General features: G+C 65.8%; 24 protein-coding genes and 2 pseudogenes. 13 read left to right on the top strand and 13 right to left on the bottom strand.

Annotated elements, in window-relative coordinates; translation table 11 throughout:
- Positions 1-14 precede the first annotated feature (14 nt).
- The 5 genes from G6N37_RS15760 to G6N37_RS15740 all read right to left on the bottom strand — a co-directional run bounded on the left by G6N37_RS15760 (position 15) and on the right by G6N37_RS15740 (position 4,216).
- Entirely contained in the window at positions 15-425 is a 411-nt protein-coding gene (locus G6N37_RS15760) for a Rieske (2Fe-2S) protein (protein ID WP_163681710.1), read from the bottom strand.
- 1 nt (position 426) lies between these two features.
- Positions 427-1,572 carry an amidohydrolase family protein gene (locus G6N37_RS15755; RefSeq protein ID WP_163681708.1) on the bottom strand — a complete coding sequence of 382 codons (1,146 nt, stop codon included), beginning with the start codon at positions 1,570-1,572 and terminating at the stop codon, positions 427-429.
- 24 nt (positions 1,573-1,596) lie between these two features.
- A complete protein-coding gene (locus tag G6N37_RS15750; protein ID WP_163681705.1) occupies positions 1,597-2,694 on the bottom strand; it encodes an amidohydrolase family protein in 1,098 nt (365 codons plus the stop codon).
- Positions 2,695-2,932: 238 nt separating this feature from the next.
- Positions 2,933-3,826: an NAD(P)-dependent oxidoreductase gene (locus G6N37_RS15745; RefSeq protein ID WP_163681703.1), complete on the bottom strand. Its 894-nt coding sequence runs from the start codon at positions 3,824-3,826 to the stop codon at positions 2,933-2,935.
- 9 nt (positions 3,827-3,835) lie between these two features.
- On the bottom strand, positions 3,836-4,216 hold the full coding sequence (locus G6N37_RS15740; protein ID WP_083168522.1) for a carboxymuconolactone decarboxylase family protein: 381 nt from the start codon (positions 4,214-4,216) through the stop codon (positions 3,836-3,838).
- Between the two features lie 198 nt (positions 4,217-4,414).
- Between G6N37_RS15740 and G6N37_RS15735 the strand changes: the two genes are divergently transcribed.
- From G6N37_RS15735 to G6N37_RS15725, 3 genes and pseudogenes are all read left to right on the top strand, one after another.
- Positions 4,415-5,065 carry a nitroreductase family protein gene (locus G6N37_RS15735; protein WP_163681701.1) on the top strand — a complete coding sequence of 217 codons (651 nt, stop codon included), beginning with the start codon at positions 4,415-4,417 and terminating at the stop codon, positions 5,063-5,065.
- Between the two features lie 95 nt (positions 5,066-5,160).
- Positions 5,161-6,158, top strand: a pseudogene (locus G6N37_RS15730) (acyl-CoA dehydrogenase family protein).
- Positions 6,142-7,317: an acyl-CoA dehydrogenase family protein gene (locus tag G6N37_RS15725; RefSeq protein ID WP_163681699.1), complete on the top strand. Its 1,176-nt coding sequence runs from the start codon at positions 6,142-6,144 to the stop codon at positions 7,315-7,317. Before G6N37_RS15730 ends, G6N37_RS15725 begins: the two are co-directional and overlap by 17 nt.
- Before the next feature lie 50 nt (positions 7,318-7,367).
- Here the strand turns inward: G6N37_RS15725 and G6N37_RS15720 are convergent, their stop codons facing one another.
- The 8 genes and pseudogenes from G6N37_RS15720 to G6N37_RS15690 form a co-directional block, all read right to left on the bottom strand.
- Positions 7,368-7,940 carry a hypothetical protein gene (locus G6N37_RS15720; RefSeq protein WP_163681696.1) on the bottom strand — a complete coding sequence of 191 codons (573 nt, stop codon included), beginning with the start codon at positions 7,938-7,940 and terminating at the stop codon, positions 7,368-7,370.
- The gene (locus G6N37_RS15715) at positions 7,937-8,797 is read right to left on the bottom strand and encodes a hypothetical protein (RefSeq protein ID WP_163681693.1); all 861 of its coding nucleotides are present in this window, start codon (positions 8,795-8,797) and stop codon (positions 7,937-7,939) included. Before G6N37_RS15715 ends, G6N37_RS15720 begins: the two co-directional genes overlap by 4 nt.
- Before the next feature lie 48 nt (positions 8,798-8,845).
- The gene (locus G6N37_RS15710; protein WP_163685095.1) at positions 8,846-9,262 is read right to left on the bottom strand and encodes a hypothetical protein; all 417 of its coding nucleotides are present in this window, start codon (positions 9,260-9,262) and stop codon (positions 8,846-8,848) included.
- A 140-nt stretch (positions 9,263-9,402) separates the two neighbouring features.
- Positions 9,403-10,767, bottom strand: coding sequence for a cytochrome P450 (locus G6N37_RS15705; protein WP_163681691.1), 1,365 nt, complete (start codon positions 10,765-10,767; stop codon positions 9,403-9,405).
- Positions 10,768-10,811: 44 nt separating this feature from the next.
- A complete protein-coding gene (locus tag G6N37_RS15700) occupies positions 10,812-11,012 on the bottom strand; it encodes a ferredoxin (RefSeq protein WP_085242381.1) in 201 nt (66 codons plus the stop codon).
- Between the two features lie 43 nt (positions 11,013-11,055).
- Positions 11,056-11,256: a hypothetical protein gene (locus G6N37_RS26285; protein ID WP_232075626.1), complete on the bottom strand. Its 201-nt coding sequence runs from the start codon at positions 11,254-11,256 to the stop codon at positions 11,056-11,058.
- Between the two features lie 200 nt (positions 11,257-11,456).
- Positions 11,457-11,558 (bottom strand): annotated as a pseudogene (locus tag G6N37_RS26280) (SDR family mycofactocin-dependent oxidoreductase); the annotation flags it as partial.
- A gap of 60 nt (positions 11,559-11,618) precedes the next feature.
- Positions 11,619-12,320 carry an SDR family NAD(P)-dependent oxidoreductase gene (locus tag G6N37_RS15690; protein WP_163681689.1) on the bottom strand — a complete coding sequence of 234 codons (702 nt, stop codon included), beginning with the start codon at positions 12,318-12,320 and terminating at the stop codon, positions 11,619-11,621.
- A gap of 280 nt (positions 12,321-12,600) precedes the next feature.
- Here G6N37_RS15690 and G6N37_RS15685 point away from each other — a divergent pair, with 280 nt between their 5' ends.
- The 10 genes from G6N37_RS15685 to G6N37_RS15640 all read left to right on the top strand — a co-directional run bounded on the left by G6N37_RS15685 (position 12,601) and on the right by G6N37_RS15640 (position 25,259).
- Positions 12,601-14,127 (top strand): aldehyde dehydrogenase family protein, encoded by a 1,527-nt coding sequence (locus G6N37_RS15685; protein ID WP_167527389.1) that lies wholly within the window; start codon positions 12,601-12,603, stop codon positions 14,125-14,127.
- A complete protein-coding gene (locus G6N37_RS15680) occupies positions 14,124-15,329 on the top strand; it encodes a CaiB/BaiF CoA transferase family protein (protein WP_163681687.1) in 1,206 nt (401 codons plus the stop codon). Before G6N37_RS15685 ends, G6N37_RS15680 begins: the two co-directional genes overlap by 4 nt.
- Positions 15,330-15,713: 384 nt before the next feature.
- The gene (locus tag G6N37_RS15675) at positions 15,714-16,526 is read left to right on the top strand and encodes an MlaE family ABC transporter permease (protein ID WP_163685091.1); all 813 of its coding nucleotides are present in this window, start codon (positions 15,714-15,716) and stop codon (positions 16,524-16,526) included.
- A 9-nt stretch (positions 16,527-16,535) separates the two neighbouring features.
- The gene (locus G6N37_RS15670) at positions 16,536-17,381 is read left to right on the top strand and encodes an ABC transporter permease (RefSeq protein ID WP_163681684.1); all 846 of its coding nucleotides are present in this window, start codon (positions 16,536-16,538) and stop codon (positions 17,379-17,381) included.
- Between the two features lie 19 nt (positions 17,382-17,400).
- Entirely contained in the window at positions 17,401-18,663 is a 1,263-nt protein-coding gene (locus G6N37_RS15665; RefSeq protein WP_163681683.1) for an MCE family protein, read from the top strand.
- Positions 18,660-19,682, top strand: coding sequence for an MCE family protein (locus G6N37_RS15660; RefSeq protein ID WP_163681681.1), 1,023 nt, complete (start codon positions 18,660-18,662; stop codon positions 19,680-19,682). The genes G6N37_RS15665 and G6N37_RS15660 overlap by 4 nt, the downstream gene beginning before the upstream one ends.
- A complete protein-coding gene (locus G6N37_RS15655) occupies positions 19,682-20,800 on the top strand; it encodes an MCE family protein (protein ID WP_163681679.1) in 1,119 nt (372 codons plus the stop codon). The genes G6N37_RS15660 and G6N37_RS15655 overlap by 1 nt, the downstream gene beginning before the upstream one ends.
- A complete protein-coding gene (locus tag G6N37_RS15650) occupies positions 20,797-22,221 on the top strand; it encodes an MCE family protein (RefSeq protein ID WP_163681676.1) in 1,425 nt (474 codons plus the stop codon). The genes G6N37_RS15655 and G6N37_RS15650 overlap by 4 nt, the downstream gene beginning before the upstream one ends.
- On the top strand, positions 22,218-23,513 hold the full coding sequence (locus tag G6N37_RS15645; RefSeq protein ID WP_163681675.1) for an MCE family protein: 1,296 nt from the start codon (positions 22,218-22,220) through the stop codon (positions 23,511-23,513). Before G6N37_RS15650 ends, G6N37_RS15645 begins: the two co-directional genes overlap by 4 nt.
- Positions 23,514-25,259 carry an MCE family protein gene (locus G6N37_RS15640; RefSeq protein ID WP_163681673.1) on the top strand — a complete coding sequence of 582 codons (1,746 nt, stop codon included), beginning with the start codon at positions 23,514-23,516 and terminating at the stop codon, positions 25,257-25,259. It begins immediately after the preceding gene.
- Positions 25,260-25,318: the final 59 nt, after the last annotated feature.

Here is a 25,318-nt window from a genome sequence, read left to right as displayed (position 1 = left end):
CAATTCTCCTGTGGTTAGGCCTGCACCAGAACGTCGTTGCCCACGACGCGCACCGGGTAGGTGCGGATGCTCCATTCCGGTTTGACCGCGGTCGTGCCGGTCGCGAGCTCGAAACCCCATTGGTGCCAGGGGCAATAGATGTATTCCAGGTCGCGCACCATGACCGAGTCACCCGGAGCGGTCTCGTCGACGATCGTCCGTCCCCGGGGACGTCCCGAACACAGCGGACCGCCTTGGTGGGGGCAGTAATTCGCGATCGCATAGAAGCTGCCGTTGACGTTGTAGACACCGACGCCGTGTCGCCCGATGGGTACCAGCTTGTGCTTGCCCGGTGGGATCTCGTCTACGGTCGCGACGACATGCTCCCGGCCCTGGGCGAGGCGGGGCTCGGGCCGTTTGGTCGCCCCTTCTTGTTCAACGGTCAACTCAGAGCACCCGGGTCTGACCCTCGAGGACCGGAACGGTCTCGGGCAGGTGATAGGTCGCGATGCCGTTCTTGTACATCACCGCGTCGCGGGCCGCTTTGGGGAGGTGCTTGACCAACCAGCGGGGGTCGTCGAACGTCCAGTGCGGATAGTCCGAGGAGAAGAGCAGGATCTTCTCGCACTCCATCCATTCCAGCGCGCGGGTCAGCTCGGTCTTGTCTTCGGGGTAGTCCAGCGGCTGGGTGGTGAACTTGATGTGGTCCTTGACGTATTCGGACGGCTTGCGCTTGATGTCCACCCACGACTTGCGTGCTTCGTAGATCGCGTCCATCCGCCACATCAGCGGCAGGATCCAGGTGAACGCGTGCTCGACGAAGACGATCCGCAGGGTCGGGAAGCGGTCGAAGACGCCGTCGAAGATCAGGCTCATCACCTGGTTGGCCGCCAACAGCGAATAGGTCACCATGAAGTCGTGGTTGTAGCTGGGGAATCCCACCGGCGGAATCGGTAATTCGTCGAACTGGCTACGCGACAGGTGGCAGCTCACGGTGATGTCGTGCTTGGTCGCCGCCGCCCAGATCGGGTCGTACTTGGGATGGCCCCACGACGGCTTGGGTTCCGCCTTGATCAGGATCTGCGCCATGTAGGGATGCCCCGCCCAGCGCTCGATTTCGCGCACGGACTCTTGCGGCTCCTCGATGGCGATGCAAATCGAACCACGCCACCGCTCGTGCCAGTTGTTGTGGCTGTCCAGCCAGTGATTGGCCTGCCAGTCGTTCAGCGCGTACGACATCGCGTGTTGCGCTTCGGGCAGGCGGGCCGGGTAGGCGGCGGGTTCCAGGATCGCGATGTCGGAGCCCGCCTCCATGATCAGCTGGCGGAACGCCAAGTCGGGGTCGCTGCAGGGGAACTCGCCGTTGGGCGGGAACGTGTCCACGCGCATCGCGTAGGAGTGCGCATAGTCGGGGGCGTCGTAGAAGATCAGCTCACCGACGTTGCGGTTGAGGAAGTACTTGCTGCGCCACGGCTCGGGGATGTACGGAAGCAGCTCGCCCCGCTTGGGCGCCGGGTGGACATCCGAGTCGACGCACCGGACGGCTATGCGCTCGGCAGCGGGTACCCGCTCCTGCGAATGTGTCAACGTCATCTTCGAACTCCTCGGTCTTGCGTCTTACTCATACTGTGCGCCCACCCCGGCGGGCATGTCTATGCCGTAGAGCTGCGCCGCGTTGCGCCAGCACACCTTCTCGCGCTGTTCGGCGGAGAGCGCGCCGGGCAGCTTGGTGGCGTCGCCGAACTGCCAGTGCGGGTAGCTGGAGCCGAACATCACCATGTCTTCCTTGCCGGTGAAGCCGAACCATTCACCGGCGAACTCGACGTCGCCGGGGCCGTCGAGGCTGCCCTGCACGAAATACACGTGGCCGGGGAGGTAGTCGCTGGGAATGCGCGGCGCCCACGGTGTCTGCTCCAGGTGCGGCCGCCCGAATGTGTCCATCCGCCAGATGAACGGGGTCAAGAAGTCGCCGGCGCCGTCGGCCCAGACGAACTTGAGTCCGGCGAAGCGCTCGAACACTCCCTCGGCGATCATGTTCATCAGGTGGTAGATGTAATTCAGCGCCATGAAGCTGACGTATTGCTCGTAGGTGCGGGTGTTGCCGGACGGCGTCGGCGGAAACATGATTCCGTTTCCCACTTCGATGTGCGCGGCAACCGGAAGACCCGCGTCGACCGCGGCCTCCCACAGCGGCCAGAACTGCGGTTTGCCGTACAGCTCGCGGGATTGCAGCGGGACGCCGATCTGGACCACGCGCGGATGCCCACGCCATTTCTCGATCTCCCGCAACGCGCCGGCGATGTCGTCGGGATTAACCCGGATGGTGCCGCGGAACCGGTCGCCGAACTCGCTGGACTCCAGCCAGTCCGACACCATCATCTCATTATGGGCGGCATGCAGCGCAGTGCCCAGGTGCCGGTCCGGCATGATGCCGCGGCCCATCGGATGCAGGACCGCGATGTCGACCCCGCGCTTCGAAAAGAGTTCTTTGGCAACGAATTCCGGATCGGATCCGGGGTACTGGCGGTCTGGGCCCTCGGTGCCGGGCGCGTACTCACCGCCCGGGGCGCCGTACCAGTCCATCTCGTAATCGGGGAAGCCGCGACTCTTGAACGGCTCACGCAGGGTCTTGCGCAGCGCTTTGTTGGACGGGAAGAAAATGTGCACGCTCGCATCGATGAGCGGGGTGCGGGTTCCGTCAGCGTGTTCGATCACGAAAGCCATCCTTCGACTCGGGCGACCAACGCGAGCCCAGTCGGGTCATATGATAGATAACCTAACATTCTTCTCAACGGTCGATCAACGGGTTTTCGGTAAGCGTTTCGTTTAGTCATCGCCCCTGGTAAGGGCCGTTTTTCGGAAGTCGCTGCAAGTATCGTTCTTAAATCCGGATAATACCATTCTCCGACCGATGGATACGGGCCATCCGCCTCATGCAGAAGAAGGCGACTGGCTAAGCGGGATGCGGGCCGACGGTCACGCCGGCGGCCTTCTCGAGCGGTTTGATCACCGTGGTGAAGTCGGACTCGGGGCCTTGGTCGTCCGCGGTGTTCTCCCACAACCGGCAGATGGTTGCGGCGACGTCCGTCGGCACGCCGAGTGCTTCCGCTTCGTCCAGATAGAGGTGCACGTCCTTGACCATCAGCCCGGTGGCGAACCCGTAATCGAATGTCCGGGGGAGGATCGCGCGGGGGAACTTGTCCCGGCTCGCGCTCGTCGCGCCCGAGCCGGCGTTGAGCACCTCGATCATCACCCCCGGGTCGAGCCCGGCCTTGACGCCCATCACCACGACCTCGGCCGTCGCGGCCAGGACATTGGCCGCCAGGATGTTGTTGGCCAGCTTCATCGTCTGCGCCGAACCGGGTTTGGGTCCGACGTAGATGGGCCGGCCGAGCGCCTCGAGCACGGGTCGGACGGCCTCGAAACCGGCGCGCGGACCGGACACCATGATCGCGAGGGCCCCCTGCTCGGCGCCGCCGGCGCCGCCGCTGACCGGGCTGTCGATCGCCATGATGTCCCGCTCGGCGAGCCGGTCATGGATCTGATTCGCGGTGCGGCTGCCGACCGTGGACAGGTCGACATAGCGCTCGATCCGCCCGCCCTCGATCACGCCCGCCGCACCGGTCGCCACGTCGAGCGAGGCGCCCTGCGTCGGCAGGCTGGCCAGCACCGTTGCGGTACGGTCGGCGACGTCTTTCGGTGAGGACGCGGGGCGTGCGCCCAAGGCGACGATGCGTTCGAGCGCTGTTTCGCGCGTGTCGAAGGCGACGACCTCATGGTTTTCCTGAATCAGCCGGCGCGCCATGGGAAAACCCATGTTCCCGAGCCCGACGAACCCGACTGGCACGACCATCCCCTAGTCCCGCTCTAGTTCGGCGAATGCCTCGCGGGCGACGCGGAAGCTGTCGACCGCGGCCGGCACGCCCGCGTAAATGGCGACCTGCAGGAAGATCTCGCGAATCTCCTCGCGGGTGACGCCGTTGGTCAGTGCCGCCTTGACGTGCGTGCGCAGTTCGTTCGGCCGGTTCAGCACGGAGATCATCGCCAGGTTGAGCATGCTGCGCGTTTTCCGGGACAGCTCCTCGCGGCCCCACACCGCCCCCCAGCAGTACTCGGTGACGAGGTCCTGCAGGGGCCCGGTGAAATCGTCCGCGTCGGCCAGGGCGCGGTCGACATACTCCTCGCCCAGCACGGCGGAGCGGATGTGTAGCCCCCGCTGATAGGTTTCGCGATCCAAGGCCTTCTCCTTCGTTCCGGGGCCGCGGGCCCCGCGGTGTCCTGAGCGCAGTCTCGCATCGCGACCGATCCGCGCGGTCTACAGTCGACACTCGACGCGGGCTCTGAAGATCGTTCCCCTGGCTCGCGCCGGACGCCCATCCGACTCCGCTGGCGCCGAATCAGTCTGTGCCGCAACGAAAATTGCCAAGGAGCAGCCATGACCCGAGCGAGCAGCGACGTGTGGGAAGTGATGTCGACCGCGCGGACGATCCGGCGCTTCACCGACCAGCCGGTCGACGACGCTTCGCTGGCGCGGTGCCTGGACGCGGCCAGGTGGGCGCCGTCCGGCGCCAACGCACAGGGCTGGCGTTTTGTCGTGCTGCGGTCGCCCGAGCAGCGCGCGGTGGTGGCCAAGGCGGCGGCCCAGGCGCTGCAAGTGATCGAACCCGTCTACGGCATGGCCCGCCCCGCCGCCGAAGACAGCAGTCGGCGTGCCCGCACCTACCGCGCGACCTACGAATTGCACGACCGCGCCGGCGAGTTCACCTCCGTCTTGTTTGCCCAGCAGCACTATCCGACGGCGTCCGAGCTCTTGCTCGGCGGGTCGATCTTTCCCGCCATGCAGAACTTTCTGCTGGCCGCGCGCGCCCAGGGGCTCGGGGCATGCCTCACCAGCTGGGCGTCTTATGGCGGTGAGCGGCTGCTGCGGGAGGCGATCGGCGTACCGGACGACTGGCTGATCGCCGGGCACGTCGTGGTCGGGTGGCCCAAGGGCAGGCACGGGCCGCTGCGCCGACGGCCGCTTGCCCAGTTCGTCAACCTCGATCGCTGGGGCGAGCCGGCCGACGAGCTGGTGGCCACGATCTAGCGCTTGGGTACCCCATAACCGGTTTTCGAGATTATCGCTTCCGTGTTGGAGAATGTTATTCTCGCAAAGGCGGTGACGACAGGAGGCGGCCCTTCATGCTGTTGGAGTTCGATGCCGATCAGCGGCTGTGGCAGAAGACCGTACGCGACGCCGTCGCCAAGCAGTGCCCACCGGCGTTGGTGCGCAGCGTGGCCGAAGACGGCGTCGACCCCAGCCCCTTGTGGAAGTCGTATGTGGACCAGGGCTGGACCGAGCTGAACGATCCCGCCAGCGCCGTCGAATTGGGCATCGTGCTCGAAGAACTGGGCCACGCGACCGACCCCACCCCCTTTCTTGCCACGATGAGCCAGTTCGCCCCGCTGGTGGGTGACCAGTTCGACCCGCACGAATCGGGTACCGCCGTTTACGGCGGGTGGCGGCACACCGGGACGCCGAGGGCTGGGTGTTGGACGGCACCGCACGGCACGTGCTCGACGGCGACCGCGTCGATCGCCTGGCGGTGGTGACCGACGCCGGGGTGTTCGCCATCGCGGCGAACCTGGTGTCGGCGCGGCGCACGGCGGTCTTCGATCCCGTCTTGCACGTGGCCGACCTGTCGTTCTGCGAAGTCCGGGTGCCCGACAGCGCCCGGCTCACCGTCGACCGGGAGCGCGCGCACCACATGGCATTGACGGGCATGGCGATCACCATGGTCGGCGCGTGCCAGCGCATCCTTGATCTGGCGCTCGAACACGTCCGCAGCCGTCAGCAATTCGGTGTGCCGATCGGCTCGTTCCAGGCCGTCCAGCACAAGGCCGCGGACATGCACGTCGCGGTCGAACGGGCCCGGGCCCTGGCGTATTTCGCTGCGCTGACGATCGCCGCCGACGATCCCCGTCGCCGGCTCGCCGCGGCGATGGCCAAGGCTTCGGCGGGGGAATGCCAGTCGCTGGTATTCCGGCACGGGTTACAGCTCCATGGCGCAATGGGGTTCACGTGGGAGAACGATCTGCAGTTCGCGCTGAAGCGCGCCAAGGCCGGTGAGTTGATGCTCGGCGGCGCGGCCGAGCACCGGGCGCGCATCGCGGAGGAATACCGTGCAGCTGACTTTTGATTCCGACGTCGAGGCGTTCCGCGCGGAGTTCGCGGCATTCCTCGACGAAAACCTGCCTGACGCAAGCGAAACGCTGGAGCGCCCCCGGTCGGTCTCCCACATGCCGCAGTGGGCGCGCGACTGGCAACGGCTGCTGTTCGACAACGGCTGGCTGCTGCCGAGCCAGCCACCGGAATTCGGCGGCCGCAACGCGTCGGTCATTCAGCAGTTCGTCTATCTAGAGGAGCTCAGCCGCCGCCGGATCTACCACAGCTTCAATCCGCAGGGCGTGAACATCGTTGCGGCGTCGCTGTTGTCGTTCGGCAGCGAGGAACAGAAGTGGCGCTGGGCGGTGCCGATCCTGCGGGCTGAGATCACCGCATCGCTGGGAATGAGTGAACCCAGCGCGGGTTCGGACCTGGCGTCGTTACGCACCCGCGCCGTGCTCGACGGGGATCACTTCGTGGTCAACGGGCAGAAGGTGTGGACGTCGGGCGCCCACGACGCCGACGTCTTGCTGACTTTTGTGCGCACCAATCCGGATGCGCCCAAGCACAAGGGAATCAGCGTGCTGATCATCCCCACCGACACCCCGGGAGTCGTGCGCCGGCCGTTTCCGTCGATCTGCGGCGCCGACGACCTGGACTTCAACGAGGTGTTCTTCACCGACGCCCGGGTGCCGGCGGAGAATCTGGTCGGCGAGCTCGACCAGGGATGGCGGGTCGCCAACGGGTCGCTGGGGCACGAACGCACGATGATGTGGCTGGGCTTCGCCGATCGACTCGACAACATGATCGACGACTTCCATCCCGGCACCGAGGTCGAGCGCGACCAGTACGCGACCACCATCATGGACAAGCAGGCGCTGCGCCTGCTGGGCTCGGTGGCCTTGGCCCGCGCGGCGCGCGGCGAAGACGACGTGGCGGCGATCTCGGTGCTCAAACTGCTCGGGTCCGAGGCCGAGCTGCGTGCGATGGAGATCGCGCTGACATCGGCGGGAGCCGACGGGCTCATTCAGCCGGGCCTGACCGGCCCCTATGCGCACATGAACCTCGACCATTATTTCGCGAGTTGGTTCGAGCGTTATGCCCGCAGCTTTTCGGGGACGATCGCCGGGGGCACCTCCGAGATCCAGCGCAACATCATCGCCCAACGCGTGCTCGGCTTGCCGCGGGGTTAGCTCCCTGTCGAGTGCCGGCCGGCTTCACGCCCGGCGGGTGAACCGAGTCGCTATACCGGGTCGAATTTGGAGATCAGCCAAGCGCCGTTGACGCGGGTCAAACTCACCAGCACGCTGCTGGAAGCCATCGCGGGTTCCGGGTTGTCCTTGCTCGTGGTGCTCTGGTCGACCAGCACCAGCACGACGGCCGAATTCGGGTGGAGTTCCGAAACCGCGGCCCCCAACACCCGAGCGCTGGTTTTCAGTGACTTCTGTTTGGCCGCGGGTGCGACGATCTGCTCGGTGAACTGGTTGTAGTACGACAGGAAATCTCCCGACAAGTGCGACTTTGCGGCTGCGAAGTCTTTGTCGAGTGAATCCGGCGAGTAGGACAGCAACGCGACGGTTCCGTCGGACGCCGCAGTGATCACCGAGTTCGCGACGCCGGCGTCGGTTTGCTTGTCTGGCCGGTACTGCGTGAAGTACAGCCACGTCGCCGCGCCACCGGAGATCAGCAGGAGCAAAATCAGGGCGACGGGAACGACTTTCACCTTGCGCCCCGCGCGAGCCGGGCGGGGTCCAGTGCGTTCGGTCTGTTCGGGAGAGTCGTCGGCGACGTCGATGCCGCGGTCGTCCTCGCTCATGGAACGAACTCCAGCTTGGACATCTTGTATTGCCCGCCGTCGTCTGTGACGGTCACCTTGAGCCGCCAATTGCGCGGTTCGTCTTTGGCGCCCGCGGCGTTGCTGATCCGCGATGACGCCGCGACGAGTACCAACGCGGAATTCCCGTCGATGGATTGGACGGCCGCCGCGTTCACGGTGCCCTGGGTGACCACTTTGGACTGCTCGACAACGGTCGTGAAATCTTTTGCGCGCTGCTGGAAGTCGTCCCTGAACTGGCCGGTCGAGCTGTCGATCACCCTCTGGACGTCCTCCTTGGCCCGGTTGAAGTCCATCGAAAACATGTTGACGACACCCTGTCTGGCGCCCGCGATGAAGTTCGCGGTGCGCTGGTTGCGGTCGGTGGTTTCGTGGCGTTCCCAGATCATGTATCCGCTGGCCGCGGCGAAGGCACAGATGAGGATGATGGCGGCCGCTTTCCATGTCACGGACAACGGCGGCAACCGCAGGCGTCGCCGGGAGCGGGCGGGCGTGGATTCCGGCTCTGCGTTCTCGGTGGACTCCTCGGGGACTTCTTCCTCGGTCTCCGCTTCCTCGTCGGTTGCCTCGACGGTGTCGGTGACGTCGTCTTTGGTTTCAGCTTCGGCGGTGCCGGTCGCGTCCTCGTCGGCATCCGGGGCCGCCTCGGCGGTCTTGACCTCGGCGTCCTTCTCCGTTTGGGCCTGCGCTTCACGACGGAGCCGGGCGGCACGGGCGCGCGCACGCGCCGCGGCCGCCAGGGCTTCGGCCTCGGCCGCTTCCGCCTCGGCCTCCTCGAGCAACGCCTGCACGTCGGCTTTGGAGGTGGCCGAATCTTGCGGTTCCTTCGCCTCAGCCATCGCGCTTACTGTCCGTCACTTTCATGATCGACTGACTCCCGGTCGCGGCTACCATCGCACGAGCGAGAACGGGTAACTGGCGGTACCCCCGGGTCCGCCACCGCAACCCGTGTCGAACGTCGAGTCCACCTGACCCGCCAGCGTGACCGGATCCCAGGAGTAAACGTCATGCGAGGGAAAGAACTGGACCACGCAGCGCACACCGTCGGGCACGTCAACGGCCATGATGTAGCGGCCGTTGGTCAGGTGAGCGTCCGCCTTCCAGGGCGCCGCCTGCCCGTTGGGTTGCGCAATCGCTTGGACGGTCAGGCATTCCGGCCCTTGATCATATCTGCACGGCCGGATCGCCCAAATCCAGCTGTGGCCCGGGTCCCGGTTGGTGTCCACCCTGTAGTTGCCGACCTGGACGTCCGCGTGGGCGGTCGGCGTGGCAGTCAGCGCGGCCGTGGCAAGCGCAAGGCCTATTGCGAAAGTCTTCACCGATGAGTCTCCCGTCTCTGCGCACGCGCCTGGCCTGAATATAGAGCGCGGCCGCGCTGAACAGGCATACTCGGAAAAATTGGCCCAGTCAACGACAGCCTCCTCGCACCTGGCGACGCCGGATGTCAGTCGATGACGGCGGCTTCCTTGCGTTCGGTGATCGGCCTGGCGAGTTCCTGCTCGTCAACGATGCGCTGCAGCTTCTCCAGCGTCTCGTCCAGGCCTGCCCCGATCCTGCGGCCGGGGGTGAAGGTGGCCGGCAGCTTGCGCATGCCCTGGATGACGCCGATGGTCTCATAGTGGATGGTGCCCTCGGGGTCGCAGCGATAGTCCGGCATCCGGTCGAGCACCGCGGTGAGCATGGACTTGAACACGGTGCGAGCCACGTTCGACCCGGCGCACCGGTGCACACCGAGCCCGAAGCTGAAGTGCCGGTTGCCTTTACGATCGAGGACGATCTCGTCAGGGTCGTGGAACACCGCGGGGTCGCGGTTGGCCATCGCCCACGAGATCCACAGCCGCTCGCCCTCTTTGAACCGGGTGCCGTCGAGCTCGACGTCGTCGGAGAACGTCCGACCGTCGCCAGGGGCCGGTGTGAAGTAACGCAAGAACTCCTCGGTCGCGGCGTCGAGCAGCGTTTTGCGTTCCCTGCTGAGCAGGTCCCGTTGTTCGGGATGCTCGGAGAGCCACTCCAACGAATGGGCGGTCAGGGCGGTCGTGGTGTCGAACCCGCCGCCGATCACCAGGCCGAGGTTGCCCAGGATTTCCAAGTCCGGCGCCGGCTCCCCGTCGATGCGCATCTGCAGCAGGGCATTCACGATTCCCGGCCGCGGATTCTCGCGGATCTCGAGCATGTTGTTCACCATGTCGAGGCCCATCTGCTTGTGCATTTCGGTGACGCGCTCGATGTCGGGGGAGTGTTCGGGCGTGTACACCGCGGCATGGACCGGCTCGCTGTACATGTTCCACTTCTTCAGCGGGATGCCCATCATCGCCAAAGTCAGGACGGCCGGAACGATGTTGGCCAAGTCGTCGACGAAGTCGATGCCGCCCCCCTCGATCTTTTCGTCGAGGCAGGCGCGTGTCACGTCGTCGATGAACGGCTCCCAGCGCTTGACCGCGGCCGGCGACAGGTAAGGGTTGAGCACGGTGCGGTAGATGCGGTGCTCGGGGTCATCCATCTCCAGGATGCCGCCGCGCACCGCGCTGACGCGGCTGGCGGTGGGGATCGAAATGCCCTTGTAGCCACGGCGTTCGCCGTGGAGGTCGTGGTCGTTGGACACGGCGGGGCAGCGGGCCAGCTCGAAGACCTCGTGGCTGCCGGCCGCCACCCAATGGCCGCCATAGGTGTCACTCCACGCCATCGGGCACTTGGCGTGCATCTCCTTGGTGATTGCCGTGAACTGCGACCGGTACTCCGCGGAATGCCGATCGAAGTGGTACTGGTTCTTTTTGCGGTCGCTGTCGCTGACGACGTCGTCGACACTCAAAGCTCTGTCTCCCTGCATATTTCGTCGGTCAACCCGGGCACCGTTCAGGCGTCTTCGGTGATGATGATGGCCTGCTCCGGGCAGGATTGGGCGGCTTCACGAACCTGGTCCTGCCGATCGGCGGGCACCACTTCGTCGACTGCGGACGAACTTCCGTCAATGTCGCTGAGCTGAAACGACTCCGGCGCGATCATCGCGCACAGGGTATGACCCTGGCAGCGCTCTGGATCAACCCAGACCTTCACGGTGTCTCCTTGCGTGGTTCGTTGTGGGGCTCGAGTTGGGGCGCTACTTCAGATAGCCGCCGGCGTCGACTCGCAGCTGCATGCCGGTGACGTACCTGGCCTCGTCGGACGCCGGCCACAGCACGGCGTTGCTGGTGTCTTCCGGTTCGACGTAGGGAATCCTCGTCGCCTGTTGCACGCCGAAGACGGGCTCGGCATCCGCCCGGGTCGGGTGTTCGAAGTCCGGGCGGAACGAGCGGTACATCGGGTCGCTCTGCAGGATCGGGGTGTTCGTGTTCGTGGGTGAACGACGTTGGCGCGAATTCCCAACGGCGCCAGCTCGGTTGCCAGGTCGTGCACGTAGTGCGCGATCGCGCGCTTGGAGTGCGTGTAGGCCATGCCGCCCGGATCGTTACCCGGGACGTCCTTCTTGCCGGTATCCATCAGCGCCGCAGTGGATCCGGTGGCGATGATGTCGGCGCCTTCCTCAGCCAATCGCACCGCGTGGCTGCGGCCCTGGCCGCGCGCCGCGCCGGTCACGAAGGCGACCTTGCCCTGCACGCGCACGTGTGCGCCGTCTCCCACCGGTTCTCCTTCCAAATGGTCGCCGAAGGCCGTCGCGACGTCTCAGGTGTTGCGACCGCCGTTGACACCCAATAGCTGACCGGTGATGTAGCCGGCCTCGTCGGACACCAGGAAGGCGCATGCCGCCGCGATGTCTTCCGGCTTACCCATCCGGCGCACCGGGGTCCGCGCGATGGTCTCGTCGATGTCGCCCAGGAAGCCGTTCTTCGCCGCGGCGCGCAACATGGGGGTGTCGATGAAGCCCGGCGGAACGGCGTTGACCGTGATGCCGGCGGGGCCGTACTCGAGTGCCAGCGATTTGGTGAGCCCGTTGACCGCGGACTTGGCCGCCACGTAGTGGCTCATATAGGGCGCCCCGGAATGCGTGCTCGACGAAGAGATGTTGACGATCCGTCCCCACTTCGCCTCGATCATGTCGGGCAACACCGCCTGAATCGTGTGGAAGACCCCGTTGAGGTTGACGTCGATCACCCGCTGCCAGTCCTCGAACGTGATGTTGTTGAAGCGCTTGAATCCGTCCAGGCCCGCCGCGTTGACGAGGACCGTGACGGGCCCGAGCTCGGCGCGGATCGCCGCGAAGGCCGCATCCACCTGCGGCCGATCGGTGACGTCGGCGGTGAAGGAGTGGTCGTCGTCCGACGGCCGGAGGTCGATCGTGGCGACGTCGAGACCGTCTGCGCGCAGACGTTGTGCGACGGCAAGACCGATGCCCGATCCGCCACCGGTGACCACCGCAGTCTTCACGTCAGACCTCTGCTCAACGGGTGACCGTCTCAGTCACAAAGAATCACGCTTACAATTATGAGAACCTTACTCTCACGCCGGAGCGGGTCGCAAGATGCTCTGGAAACCCTGTTCGGCCTGCGTCAAACTACTCGGCGCGGCGCCCCGCCGGCGTTTGCGTCGCTGGTCAGCGGCCCGCCCGCATTCCTGAGAGTTTCTTGAATTATCGAGACTCGAATGTAAGATTCGCCGGGGAAGAGAATGAAATTATCGTGACCGTCACCACGTTAGGGAGTTCGGAATGCCTGCCCAGGACACGGCGGAGGCCGCCACTGCGACCGCAGTGACCATCGCGGATGCCGCGCCTGAGTCACACGTCGACCGCCGACTGCTGATCGGTGGCCGGCTGGTCACCACCGGCAACACTTTCCCCTCGATCAATCCGGCCAACGGCGCGGTCATCGGGCATGCCCCGGATGCCGGTGTCGGTGAGGCCGAAGCGGCGATCGCGGCGGCCCGCGATGCGTTCGACACCACCGACTGGCCGACCGACGTCGAGTTGCGCATCCGCTGCCTCGACCAATTGCATCGGGCGCTGGTCGACCACGCCGACGAATTGCGCGAGCTGACCATCGCCGAAGTCGGCGCCACGCGCGCGCTCACCCAGGGCGCTCAGCTCGACGAGCCGATCGGCATCGTGCGCTTCTACGCGGACCTGCTTCGCAGCTACCGGTTCTCCGAGGACCTCGGCGAGAAGGAATCGCGGGGGATGCTGCATCACCGCTGGGTCGAAAAGGAGGCCGCCGGGGTGGTCGCGGCGATCATCGCCTACAACTACCCGAACCAGCTGGCGTTGGCGAAGCTGGCCCCCGCGCTGGCCGCCGGGTGCACGGTGGTCCTCAAGGGCGCGCCGGACACGCCGCTGGTCACGCTGGCGCTCGGTGAGCTGATCGCGAATCACACCGACATGCCCGACGGCGTGGTGAACGTGCTCAGCTCCTCGGGTCCCGGGGCGGGCGAGGCGCTGACCACCAGTCCCGACGTCGACGTCGTCACCTTCACCGGATCAACGGCCGTCGGGCGCAAGATCATGGCCGCCGCGAGCGGGACAGTCAAGCGCGTCTTCCTGGAGCTGGGTGGCAAGTCGGCGGCCATCATGCTCGACGACGCCGACTTCGCCGGCGCGGCGACGTTCGCGGCGTTCAGCATGGTGACCCACGCGGGGCAGGGGTGCGCTTTGACATCGCGGCTGCTGGTGCCGAGGTCGCACCACGACGAGATCGTCGAACTGATCGCGCAGAACTTCGCCCACGTCCGCCACGGCGACCCGGCGGATCCGAAAACCTATATGGGCCCGCTGATCAACGAGCGCCAGCGCGACAAGGTCGACGGCATGGTCCAGCGGGCCGTCGCCGCGGGCGCGACCCTGGTCACCGGTGGCAAGCGGCTGGACCCGGGCTACTTCTATGCGCCGACGCTGCTCACCAACGTCGATCCCGACAGCGAGATCGCGCAGGAGGAGATCTTCGGGCCGGTGTTAGTCGTGATCGCGTTCGACGATGACGACGACGCGGTGCGCATCGCCAACAACTCGATCTACGGACTCGCGGGTGCCGTCTTCAGCCGTGACCAGGACCGGGCGCTCGCGGTGGCGCGCCGGATCCGGGCCGGCTCCTTCTCGATCAACGGCGGCAACTACTTCGGTGCGGACAGCCCGTTCGGGGGCTTCAAGCAATCGGGGGTGGGGCGCGAGATGGGTGTGGCCGGGCTGGAGGAGTTCCTGGAGCGCAAAACGTTTGCCGTGCCGGCGCCGGGAGCCCCGGCGTGAGGCCGCTCGAGGGTATCCGCGTCCTGGAAGTCGCCATGTACGGGTTCGTCCCGTCGGCGGGTGCCGTGCTCGCCGAGTGGGGCGCCGACGTCGTCAAGGTCGAACACGCGGTGACCGGGGACCCCCAACGCGGTCTCCGGCAGACCGGCATGCTGCGCGTCGACGGCGACCCCAACCCCAACATCGAACACGCGAACCGCGGCAAGCGCAGCATCGGCCTGGACATGTCGGTGCCCGAGGGCAAGGAAGTGCTCTACGAGCTGGCCCGCCGGTCGGATGTGTTCCTCACCAGCTTCCTGCCCGACGCGCGCCAGAAGTTCGGGATCGACGTCGACGACATCCGGGCGGTGAACCCGAACATCGTCTACGCGCGCGGAAGCGCGCTCGGCCCGCGCGGCGAGGAGGCCACCAAGGGCGGCTACGACATGACCGCCTTCTGGTGCCGGGCCGGAACCGCCGCGACCATCACGCCGGCGGGAATGCCGGGGATGATCGCGCCGCCCGGACCCGCTTACGGCGACACCATCTCCGGCACGAATCTTGCGGGTGGCATCGCGGCGGCCCTGCTGAAACGGGAGCGCACCGGAGAACCGTCCATCGTCGACGTGTCGCTGCTGGGCAGCGGGCTGTGGTCGATGGGACACACGGTCGCGCTCACCAAGCATTTGGGCCAACGGATGGAGTCGCCGCCACCGGGCGTGCACGGTGCCCCGAATAACCCGTTGGTGGGGCTGTACACGACGTCCGACGGACGCTACATCTCCTTCGTGATGATGCAGCCAACCAAGTTCTGGGCCGACGTGTGCCGGCACGTCGACCTACCGGAACTGGCGGACGACCCGCGCTTTGAAACGGTGGAGAAGATCGCCGCCAACACGGCGGAGGCAGTGGAGATGCTGACCAAGGCCATCGCAACCCGCACGCTGGCCGAGTGGAGCGAACGCTTCGCCACCCTGGCCGGCCCCTGGGCGCCCGTCCAGGACACCCTGCAGGCCGCCGACGACGCGCAGGTTCGGGCGAACGAATACATGGTGCACGCCGGCGAGCTCGACCTGGTCGCCAACCCGGTTCAGTTCGACGTCGCGGCGCCACAAACGGGGCCGGCGCCCGGATTCGCCGAACAGACGGACGAGATCTTGATGGAACTCGGACTCGACTGGGACCGCATCATCGAGCTCAAGACGGCCGGCGCCGTCACCTAGGACCGGAGGTCTCGTCGATGTTCGAGCCGACCGTCGCGGCGGTGGCGACGCACTCGCCCCGGCTAAGCGGAGTGCTGATTGCTTGTCGGATAACGGTTATGCGTTTTCCATTCCGTCCGGACTCGGCATGAGTCATAATCGCCGGACGCTTCAACACATGGGGCCCCACGTGTTGGAGCGTCAACTCACGCGACAGAACGGAGGTCCTGGCGTGAGGATGGACAGCGCTGTCATGCCCGAGGCGGATGCCGGATTCCGGTCGCCCACAGGGCGTTTCGTCGTCGTCAGCACGCCGTCATGGCCGTCGATTCAACCGAATCTACAGCAGTCAGTACGCGAGAACAAGACTGTCGGTCTCGTAACTCAGGAAAGGGTTTGAGCCCGATGGCAATTAGCAACGACCGCTGGTCACCCGGATTGCCCTCGCTGAGACTCAAGAATCTGTCCGGATCCATGCAGGCCGTCGGGGCCCTCTTCGCCATGTCGGCCGATGCCGTCAAGTTCTTGTTCCGCCGGCCGTTCCAGTGGCGCGAGTTTCTCGAGCAATCCTGGTTTGTCGCGCGGGTGTCGCTGGCCCCCACCTTGTTGGTGGCGATACCGTTTACCGTCCTCGTCAGCTTCACGCTCAACATCCTCCTGCGCGAACTGGGCGCGGCGGATCTCTCCGGTGCGGGCGCCGCCTTCGGTGCGGTCACCCAGCTCGGACCGCTGGTCACGGTGTTGATCGTGGCGGGCGCGGGCGCTACGGCAATGTGTGCGGACCTGGGCGCGCGAACCATTCGTGAAGAAATCGACGCGATGGAGGTGCTGGGCATCAACCCGGTGCAACGGTTGGTCACGCCGCGCATGCTGGCTTCGGGCCTGGTCGCCTTCTTGCTCAACAGCCTCGTCGTCATCATCGGCGTCCTTGGCGGTTACGCCTTTTCGGTGTTTGTGCAGGACGTCAATCCCGGCGCCTTCGCGGCGGGTATCACCCTGCTCACCGGCGTGCCCGAGGTGATCATTTCGTGCGTCAAGGCGGCGCTTTTCGGCCTCATCGCCGGCTTGGTCGCCTGCTATCGGGGCCTGTCGATCACCGGTGGAGGCGCCAAGGCCGTAGGCAACGCGGTGAACGAAACCGTGGTCTATGCGTTCATGTCCCTGTTCGTCGTCAACGTGGTCGTCACCGCGATCGGCATCAAGATGACGGCGAAGTAGGGGCTGCCAATGGCGCTGAGGGCCGCATATCCGCGATTATTCCGCCAATTCGAGAGGCCGGTCGCCTCGTTGGGTCGGATCGGCGACCACACCCTGTTCTACGGTAAGGCGCTCGCGGGGGTGCCCTTCGCGGCCACGCATTACACGCGCGAAGTCGTTCGACTGATCGCCGAGATCAGCATGGGTGCGGGCACTTTGGCGATGATCGGCGGAACCGTGGTGATCGTCGGCTTCCTGACCCTGGCGGCCGGCGGCACCCTGGCGATTCAGGGGTACACCTCGCTGGGCAATATCGGCATCGAGGCGCTGACGGGCTTTTTGTCCGCGTTCATCAATGTGCGCATCGCGGCACCGGTGGTCGCCGGGATCGGCCTGGCGGCCACCTTCGGCGCCGGTGTCACCGCTCAGCTGGGGGCGATGCGGATCAACGAAGAAGTCGACGCATTGGAGAGCATGGCCATCCGGCCGGTTGCCTACCTGGTGAGCACCAGGATCCTGGCGGGAATGATGGCCATCACGCCGTTGTACGCCATCGCCGTGATCCTGTCGTTCGTGGCCAGTCAGTTCACCACGACATTCTTGCTCGGACAGTCGCAGGGCTTGTACCAGCACTACTTCAACACGTTCCTGAACCCGATCGACTTGTTGTGGTCGTTCCTGCAGGCCATTTTGATGGCGCTGACCATCTTGCTGATCCACACGTACTACGGCTATTTCGCTTCGGGGGGACCGGCGGGTGTCGGCAACGCGACCGGCAACGCGGTGCGCACCTCGCTCATCGTCGTGGTGTCCGTAACGCTGTTGGTCTCGCTATCTATCTACGGTACGAACGGCAACTTCAACCTGTCCGGTTAGCAGAGGAGGTGGAACGGCAGTGACGCAAAGTGTGCCAGCGGGTCGCGGTGCGGTCGGTGGCCGTCCTCCGCGCGCCGGCCACGCACGGCCGCCGGCGGGACGGAATTACCTGCCGCCTCTGCTCGGGCTGTTCACCGTCGCCATCATTGGCCTGATTTTCGCCGTGGCGGTGGGTCTTTTTCAGGGCTCCTTCACCGAAACCGTGCCGGTGACCGTGATCTCGCAACGCGCCGGCCTGGTGATGAACCCGGAAGCCAAGGTCAAGATGCGCGGCGTGCAGGTGGGCAAGGTCGCCTCGGTCGAGTCGTTGCCCAACGGCCAAGCGGCCATCCACTTGGCGATGGACCCGTCGCAGTTGCGCTTCATTCCCAGCAACGTGCTCGTCGACATCGCGTCGTCGACGGTATTCGGCGCGAAGTCCGTCCAGCTGGTCGAACCTGCCCAGCCGTCGGCCCAGCGGCTGCACGGTGGTCAGACGCTGCAGGGCCAGCACGTCATGGTCGAAATCAACACGGTATTCCAGGAATTGGTGTCGGTCCTCGAGCACATCGACCCGCCGAAGCTCAACGAGTCACTGGGCGCGCTCGCCCAAGCGTTCAGTGGGCGGGGCCCACAGCTCGGCCAGTCGCTGAGCGACCTGGATTCGTTTCTGGCCAAGCTGGAGCCGAGCCTGCCCGCATTCAGGCATGACCTCTCTGTCCTACCGGTGGTGGCCAACGCCTACGCCGACGCGGCGCCGAACCTGGTGAAGACCGCGGCCAATGCGACCCGGATCAGCAAGACGATCGTCGACGAGCAGCACAACCTGGATGCGTTGTTGATCAGCGCGATCGGCCTGGCCGACATCGGCAACGACGTGTTGTCGACCAACCGCCAACCACTGACGGATGTGTTGCATCTGCTGGTGCCGACCACCGATCTGACCAACGAGTACCACGAGGTGTTCACCTGCGGTTTCGGTGGGATGATCAACATCGCGCACGGCCCGCCGTTGTCGGAGCCGAGCATCAATATCTCGGCGAGCCTCACGTGGGGCGGCGAACGTTATCGGTATCCGACTAACCTGCCCAAGGTTGCGGCGACGGGCGGCCCCCAGTGCATGGGTCTGCCGAACCTGCCGTTCAACACACATCCGAAGCAGCTGATTGCAGATATCGGCGCCGACCCGGTGGGCTACGGAAACCCGCAGCTGCTGATCAACTCCGATCTCCTCAAACAGCTGTTGTACGGGCCGATCGCCGGCCCGCCCCGCAACTCCGCCATGGTTGGAATGCCCGGATGAGAACGCGCGCCACGCTGATCAAGTTCGCCATCTTCACGGTCGTGATGGCCATGCTGACCGCCTTCCTGTTCTTCATCTTCGGCCAGTACCGGACGGGTGCGACCAACGGGTATTCGGCGGTGTTCACCGACGTTTCGCGTCTCAAGGCGGGGCAGTCGGTGCGGGTCGCCGGTATCCGGGTCGGCACTGTCAACAGCGTTTCGCTGCAGCCGGACAAGAAAGTTGTCGTGAAGTTCGACGCCGACCGCAACGTCGTCCTCACCGAGGGGACCAGGGCGGCGGTGCGCTACCTGAACTTGGTGGGCGATCGCTACCTCGAGCTCGTCGATGGTCCGGGCCCGACGAAGCACCTGCCGGCCGGCGGTCAGATCCCCGTCAACCGCACAGCGCCGGCGCTCGACCTCGATCTGCTACTCGGCGGACTGAAACCCGTTACCCAGGGCCTGAATGCGCGTGACGTCAACGCGCTGACCTCAGGATTGATACAGGTCTTCCAGGGGCAGGGCGGGACTCTCGAGTCGCTGTTCGCCAAGACGACGTCGTTCTCAAACGCCTTGGCCGACAACGATCAGACCGTGCAGCAACTGATCGACAACCTCAACATCGTGATCGGCACGATCTCCAAGGACGGCACCAAGTTCTCCGGCGCAATCGATCGCCTCGAACGGCTTGTCAGCGGGCTGTCGGACGACCGCAACACCATCGGCTCCGCCATCGAGGCCCTCGACAGCGGAACCGCCTCACTGGCGGATCTGCTGAGCAGCGCCCGGCCGTCGCTGTCCGGCACGATCGATCAGCTGAGTCGGCTGGCGCCGATTCTGGACAACGACAAGGACCGCCTCGACGCCGCACTCGGAAAGGCGCCAAAGAACTACCGCAAGCTGGTTCGACTCGGCGTAGCCGGCGCGACCATCCCGTACTACCTGTGCCAGTTGACACTTCGCGGCACGGATCTTCAGGGCAGGACGGTAAGAGCCCCCATATTTAGGTCAGAAGCTGGAAGGTGCACGGAACCCTGATGCTCAAGTATCGCGGAGCTGGGCTCGTCAAGGCAGGACTCATCGGCGTCGTCCTGGCAGTGATGGTCATCCTGGTAGGCCTGTCACCCGACCGGTTCATCTCGTGGGCGACGATGGTCAGGTACCAGGCGCTGTTTACGGAAGCCGGCGGCTTGGCGACGGGCAACCCCGTGATCGTGTCGGGCGTGAAGGTCGGCACGGTGTCGGATGTGAAGCTGCACCACGGCGATGCTTTGGTGACGTTCGCGATGAAGGGCAACATCCTGCTGGGGTCGGAGACTTCCGCGCACATTCGCACCGGCACGCTGTTGGGTGAACGGATGCTGACGGTGGAGTCCGCCGGCAGCGGCACGTTGCACCCGATGGCCCTCATTCCCGTCTCGCGCACGTCGTCTCCGTACTCACTGACGGAAGCGGTCAGCGACTTGACAACCGACACCGCCGGAACCAACACCACGGCGCTGAACCAGTCGTTGGACACGCTCGCGGCGACGCTCGACCAGATCGCGCCACAAATGGGGCCGGCCTTCGACGCACTCACCCGGTTGTCGCGCACCCTCAACAGCCGCAACAAGAACCTGGGCGAGCTGTTCAAGAGCGCCGGCGACGTGACGGGGATCCTTTCCGAGCGCAGCCAGCAGGTCAACAAGCTCATCCTCAATTCCGACTCTCTGCTCCAAGTGCTGGTGGCGCGGCGGCAAGAGATCGTGGACCTCCTGGCCAACACGTCGGCGGTGGCCAAACAGCTGACGGCGTTGGTGCACGAGAACGAAAGCAAACTGGCACCGACACTGGAGAGGCTGAATTCGGTGACTGCGGTGCTGGAGAAGAACCGCGACAACATCAGCAAGGCGCTGCCGGGTCTCAAGAAATTCCAGATCACCGTCGGTGAGGGCATCTCCAGCATGTACGCCTATCAGGCGTTCGTTCCGAACTTCCTTGCCCCACAACTCTTCCAACCGATCTTCGACTACCTCTGGGGATTCCGCACCTTCGACCCGGCTCGCGGTCCCGGCTACCCGTCGCCGGTACCTCGGTCGCTGACCCCCTGGCCGTACAACGGCATTCCGGTGTGCCCCGCCTGCACGTTGGGCGGCAGGATCGGAGGGTCGCAATGATTTCCGGTATGCCCCGCAAAAGGGTGGCCGCGCTCGGGGCGGTTGTCCTGGTCTGCCTCATCGCTGCCGGCGCAGCCGTGCTCGTCCGCAATACGGTCTTCGGCCCGAAGACGATCACCGCCTACTTCACCACCGCCACCGCGATCTATCCCAATGACGAGGTGCGCGTATCGGGTGTCAAAGTCGGCAACATCAAATCCATTCAGCCACAGGGCACCCAGGCCAAGATGACCCTCAAGGTCGACCGCGACGTGCCGATTCCGGCGGACGCGAAGGCGGTGATCGTCGCCTCGAATCTGGTGTCTGCCCGCTACGTCCAACTCTCGCCGGCCTATCGAGATAGTGGACCGGTCATGCCGGACGGGGCAGTTATCCCGGTTGAACGGACCGCAGTACCGGTCGAGTGGGATGAGGTCAAAGCCCAGTTGATGCGGCTGGCAACGGATTTGGGGCCCAAGAGTGGTGTATCGGGCACGTCGGTGGGCCGGTTCATCGACAGCGCCGCCAATGCGCTCGACGGCAACGGCGACAAGCTGCGGCAGACACTCGGTCAGCTGTCGGGGGTGGGCCGCATCCTCGCCAACGGTAGCGGCAACATCGTCGACATCATCAAGAACCTGCAGACCTTCGTCGGCGCGCTGCGCGACAGCAACGTGCAGATCGTGCAGTTCAACGAACGCCTGGCCACGCTGACCAGCGTGGTCAACGACAGCAAGTCCGACCTGGACGCGGCGCTCACCGACCTGTCGACGGCGGTCGGCGAAGTGCGGCGTTTCATCGCCGGGACGCGCAACCAGACCAGCGAGCAGATCGCCCGGCTGGCCGACGTCACGCAGACTCTGGTCGATCACCACATGGACCTGGAAAACATCCTGCACGCGGCGCCGAACGCGCTCGGCAACTTCTTCAATGACTACAACGCCGACACCGGAACCATCGTGGGCGGGTTCGGGATCATGAATTTCGCGAATCCGACGTGGGGGGGCCAGCTTCTGCTGTCCTTCCCAGGCTGCGACCAAATCGGCGCCATCGAGAACGTCACCGCGGTTGAATCGGGGAAGCTGTGTGCCCTGTTCCTCGGTCCCGGCCTGCGACTACTGAACTTCAACAACCTGCCGATTCCGATCAATATCTTCCTGCAGAAGTCGGTAGATCCTTCCAACATCCTCTACACCGAACCGCGGCTGGCGCCCGGCGGCGAGGGCCCGAAACCCGGACCACCCGAGATCCCGCCCGCGGTATCGGCCTACACCGGCTTGCCCGGTGATCCGGTTGGACCGCCGGGGGCAGTGCCGCCGGCGCGGATACCGGGCGCGGCGATGCCGCTGCCGCCCCCGCCGTCCACCCCGATGCCGCCGCCCCCACCCCCAGCGCAGAGCACGTCAGACATGCTGCTGCCGGCCGACGGGCCACAACAATGATCGCCCGGGTAGCGGCGCGGCGGGTGTTCGCCGTCGGCTGTTGCGTGGTGCTGACGGCAACGGGATGTGCCTTCCACGGCCTGAACTCGCTGCCGCTGCCGGGCGCGGTCGGACGCGGGCCGGGGGCCAACATCTACCATGTCGAGCTGCCGAATGTCGGGACGATGGAGTCGAATTCGCCGGTGATGATCGACGATGTCGTCGTCGGCAGTGTCGGCGCGATGAGGGTGCGCGGCTGGCACGCCGACGTCGAGATCTCGGTGAAGCGCGATGTCGTCGTCCCGGCCAACGTGGTGGCCACCGTCGGCCAGACCAGCCTGCTGGGGTCGATGCATGTGGAGCTCAATACGCCGCTTGGCCAGCAGGGCAGCGGTCGGCTTCAGCCGGGCGCCACCATCCCGCTCAGCCGATCGTCGGCCTACCCGTCGACGGAGCAGACGCTGTCGTCGCTGGGAGCGGTCGTCAACGGCGGGGGGCTGGGGCAGATCGGGGAGATCATCCACAATTTCTCCGCCGCCCTGTCCGGGCGGGAGGGCGCGGTACGTGATCTGATCACTCGCCTCGACACGTTCGTGGGAACGCTGGACGATCAGCGGGACAACCTCGTTGACTCCATCCAGGCGCTGAACCGGCTGGCGGCCACGTTCGCCGACCAGCGCGACGTGCTCACCCAGGCGCTGCAGAAGATTCCGCCCGCTCTCGATGTGCTGGTCAAGGAGCGCCCACGGCTCACCGCCGCCCTGGACAAACTCCGCGTCTTCAGCAACACCGCCACCCGGTTGATCAACGACTCGCAGGCCGACCTGGTCAAGAATCTCCAAAACCTGGAGCCGACGATCAAGGCGCTCGCCGACGTCGGGCCGGAGTTGGGCACGGCGATCGCGGCCGCGTTCGTGTTCCCGTTCACCCAGAACTTCGTCGACCGCGCGGTCCGGGGCGACTACTTCAACCTGCACGTCGATCTGGACCTGTCGATTCCACGGCTCAAGCGAGGACTGATGCTGGGAACGCACTGGGGGCAGCTGGATCAGCCGTTGGTGCCGCTGCCCGGGGACCCGTATTACCTGCAGTACACCCACGATCCGATGCACGACCCCCTGCGGCCACCGTGGGTCGACCCCAATGCGCTGCCGCCGCTCCCCGGGCCTCGTCCGGGCACGGCTCCGCTGCCCGGGCCGCCGCCCGCCGCGGCCCCGCTGCCCGGGCCGCCGCCCGCCGCGGCATCGCAGTCCGACGCGGCTCTTGGTCAAACACCGCCGCCGGCAACGGCACCGACGGAAGGTGGCGGGTAGATGCTGACGCGCTTCGTGCGGATCCAGCTGGCGGTTTTCGCGATCGCCGGGACCGTCGGCGTGATCGCGATGGTCCTCTTCTACATCCAGGCGCCGACCCTGCTGGGCATCGGTCGGATGACGGTGACGCTAGAGCTGCCGGCCACCGGCGGCCTGTACCGGTTCTCCAACGTGACCTACCGAGGGGTTCAGCTCGGCAAGGTCACCTCGGTGGGCCTGACGGCGACCGGCGCGAAAGCGACGCTGTCGCTTAGCACTTCACCGAAAGTCCCCGCGGACCTGACGGCGAAGGTGCTCAGTGTCTCCGCGGTGGGTGAACAGTACGTGGACTTGCAGCCCAAGACCGATTCGCCGCCCTACCTGCACGACGGTTCGGTCATCTCCGTGCGCGACGCGACGATTCCGCAGCCGGTCGGGCCGATGCTCGACCAGCTCAACGCCTTGGTCCAAAGCATCCCGAAGACCAAACTCGGCCAGTTGCTCGACGAGTCCTTCCACGGCTTCAACGGTTCGGGCTACGACCTGGGGTCACTGATCGATTCGTCACAGACGATTTCCCGCGACGCCAACGGCGTCGTCGATCGCACCCGAGCCCTTACGGAAGACACTGGGCCACTTCTGGATACGCAAGCACGCACCACCGATTCGATCAGGACGTGGGCACGTAGTTTCGCCGGCATCTCGGATGTGCTGGCGAACAACGATTCCCACTTCCGCACCATCCTGCAAAACGGTCCCGAGGCTGCCAACGAAGCGTCCCGGCTTCTCCAACAGATCAAACCTACGTTGCCGGTGCTGCTCGCCAACCTCACCACCATCGGTCAGATCGGCGTCACCTATCACCCCTCGCTGGAGCAGCTGCTGGTCTTGCTGCCGTCGGCGGTTGCCATCGAGCAGGCCGCCGCGGCGCCAAACCACCCCGAGGGCACGGCCCAAGGCGACTTCGCGCTCACGATCGACGATCCGCCGATTTGCACGGTCGGGTTCATGCCACCCAACACATGGCGATCCCCGGACGACCTCACCGACATCGACACCCCGGACGGGCTGTACTGCAAACTCCCGCAGGATTCGCCGATCGGGGTTCGCGGTGCCCGCAACTATCCCTGTATGGGCCACCCGGGCAAGCGCGCGCCCACCGTCGAAATCTGCAACAGCGACAAGCCGTACATGCCGTTGGCGATGCGCCAGCACGTCCTCGGTCCCTACCCACTGGATCCGAACCTGCTCTCCCAGGGTGTCCCGCCCGACGACCGGATTACTTCCAACGACAGAATCTTCGGCCCGGTGGAGGGAACGCCGCTGCCGCCGGGGGCGGTGCCGCGCGGCGCACCGGCGGGGCCCCGGGGAGAAAATCCACCACCGGGCACGGTCGGAGCGGCCGTACCGCCCGTGCCGTCGTCGGGACCACCTCCGCTGGCGCCCATGTCGAGAATGTCGGCTGACCTTCCGCCCATCGCGCCGCTCGACGTCCCTGCGGCCGGGGACCTTCCGCCGCCACCCGCCGCGCCCGCGGCGCCCGCGCCTCCCGATGCCGCACCGCCCGACACCGCCGGCGGCGCAGGGCCGCAGGCCGCGCCGAGCGCATTCGGGGGTGGGGTCGGTAAGCCAGTGCCGTCGGTCACCATCGCCCGGTACGACCCGCGTACGGGTCGTTATGTCGGTCCGGACGGGAAGTTGTACCAGCAGTCGGATCTCGTTGCCCCGAAGGCGCCCAAGACGTGGCAGGACATGCTTCCCACCTGAAGCGGCCCCGCGACGGTTGGCCGCGCAGCGGTCCGGTGGCTAGTGGGAGAGTGAGCGTG

This window comes from Mycobacterium seoulense (assembly GCF_010731595.1).
Classification (GTDB): domain Bacteria; phylum Actinomycetota; class Actinomycetes; order Mycobacteriales; family Mycobacteriaceae; genus Mycobacterium; species Mycobacterium seoulense.
Note: the sequence above shows the minus strand (reverse complement) of the source record. Positions and strands in the feature narration are given on the sequence as shown.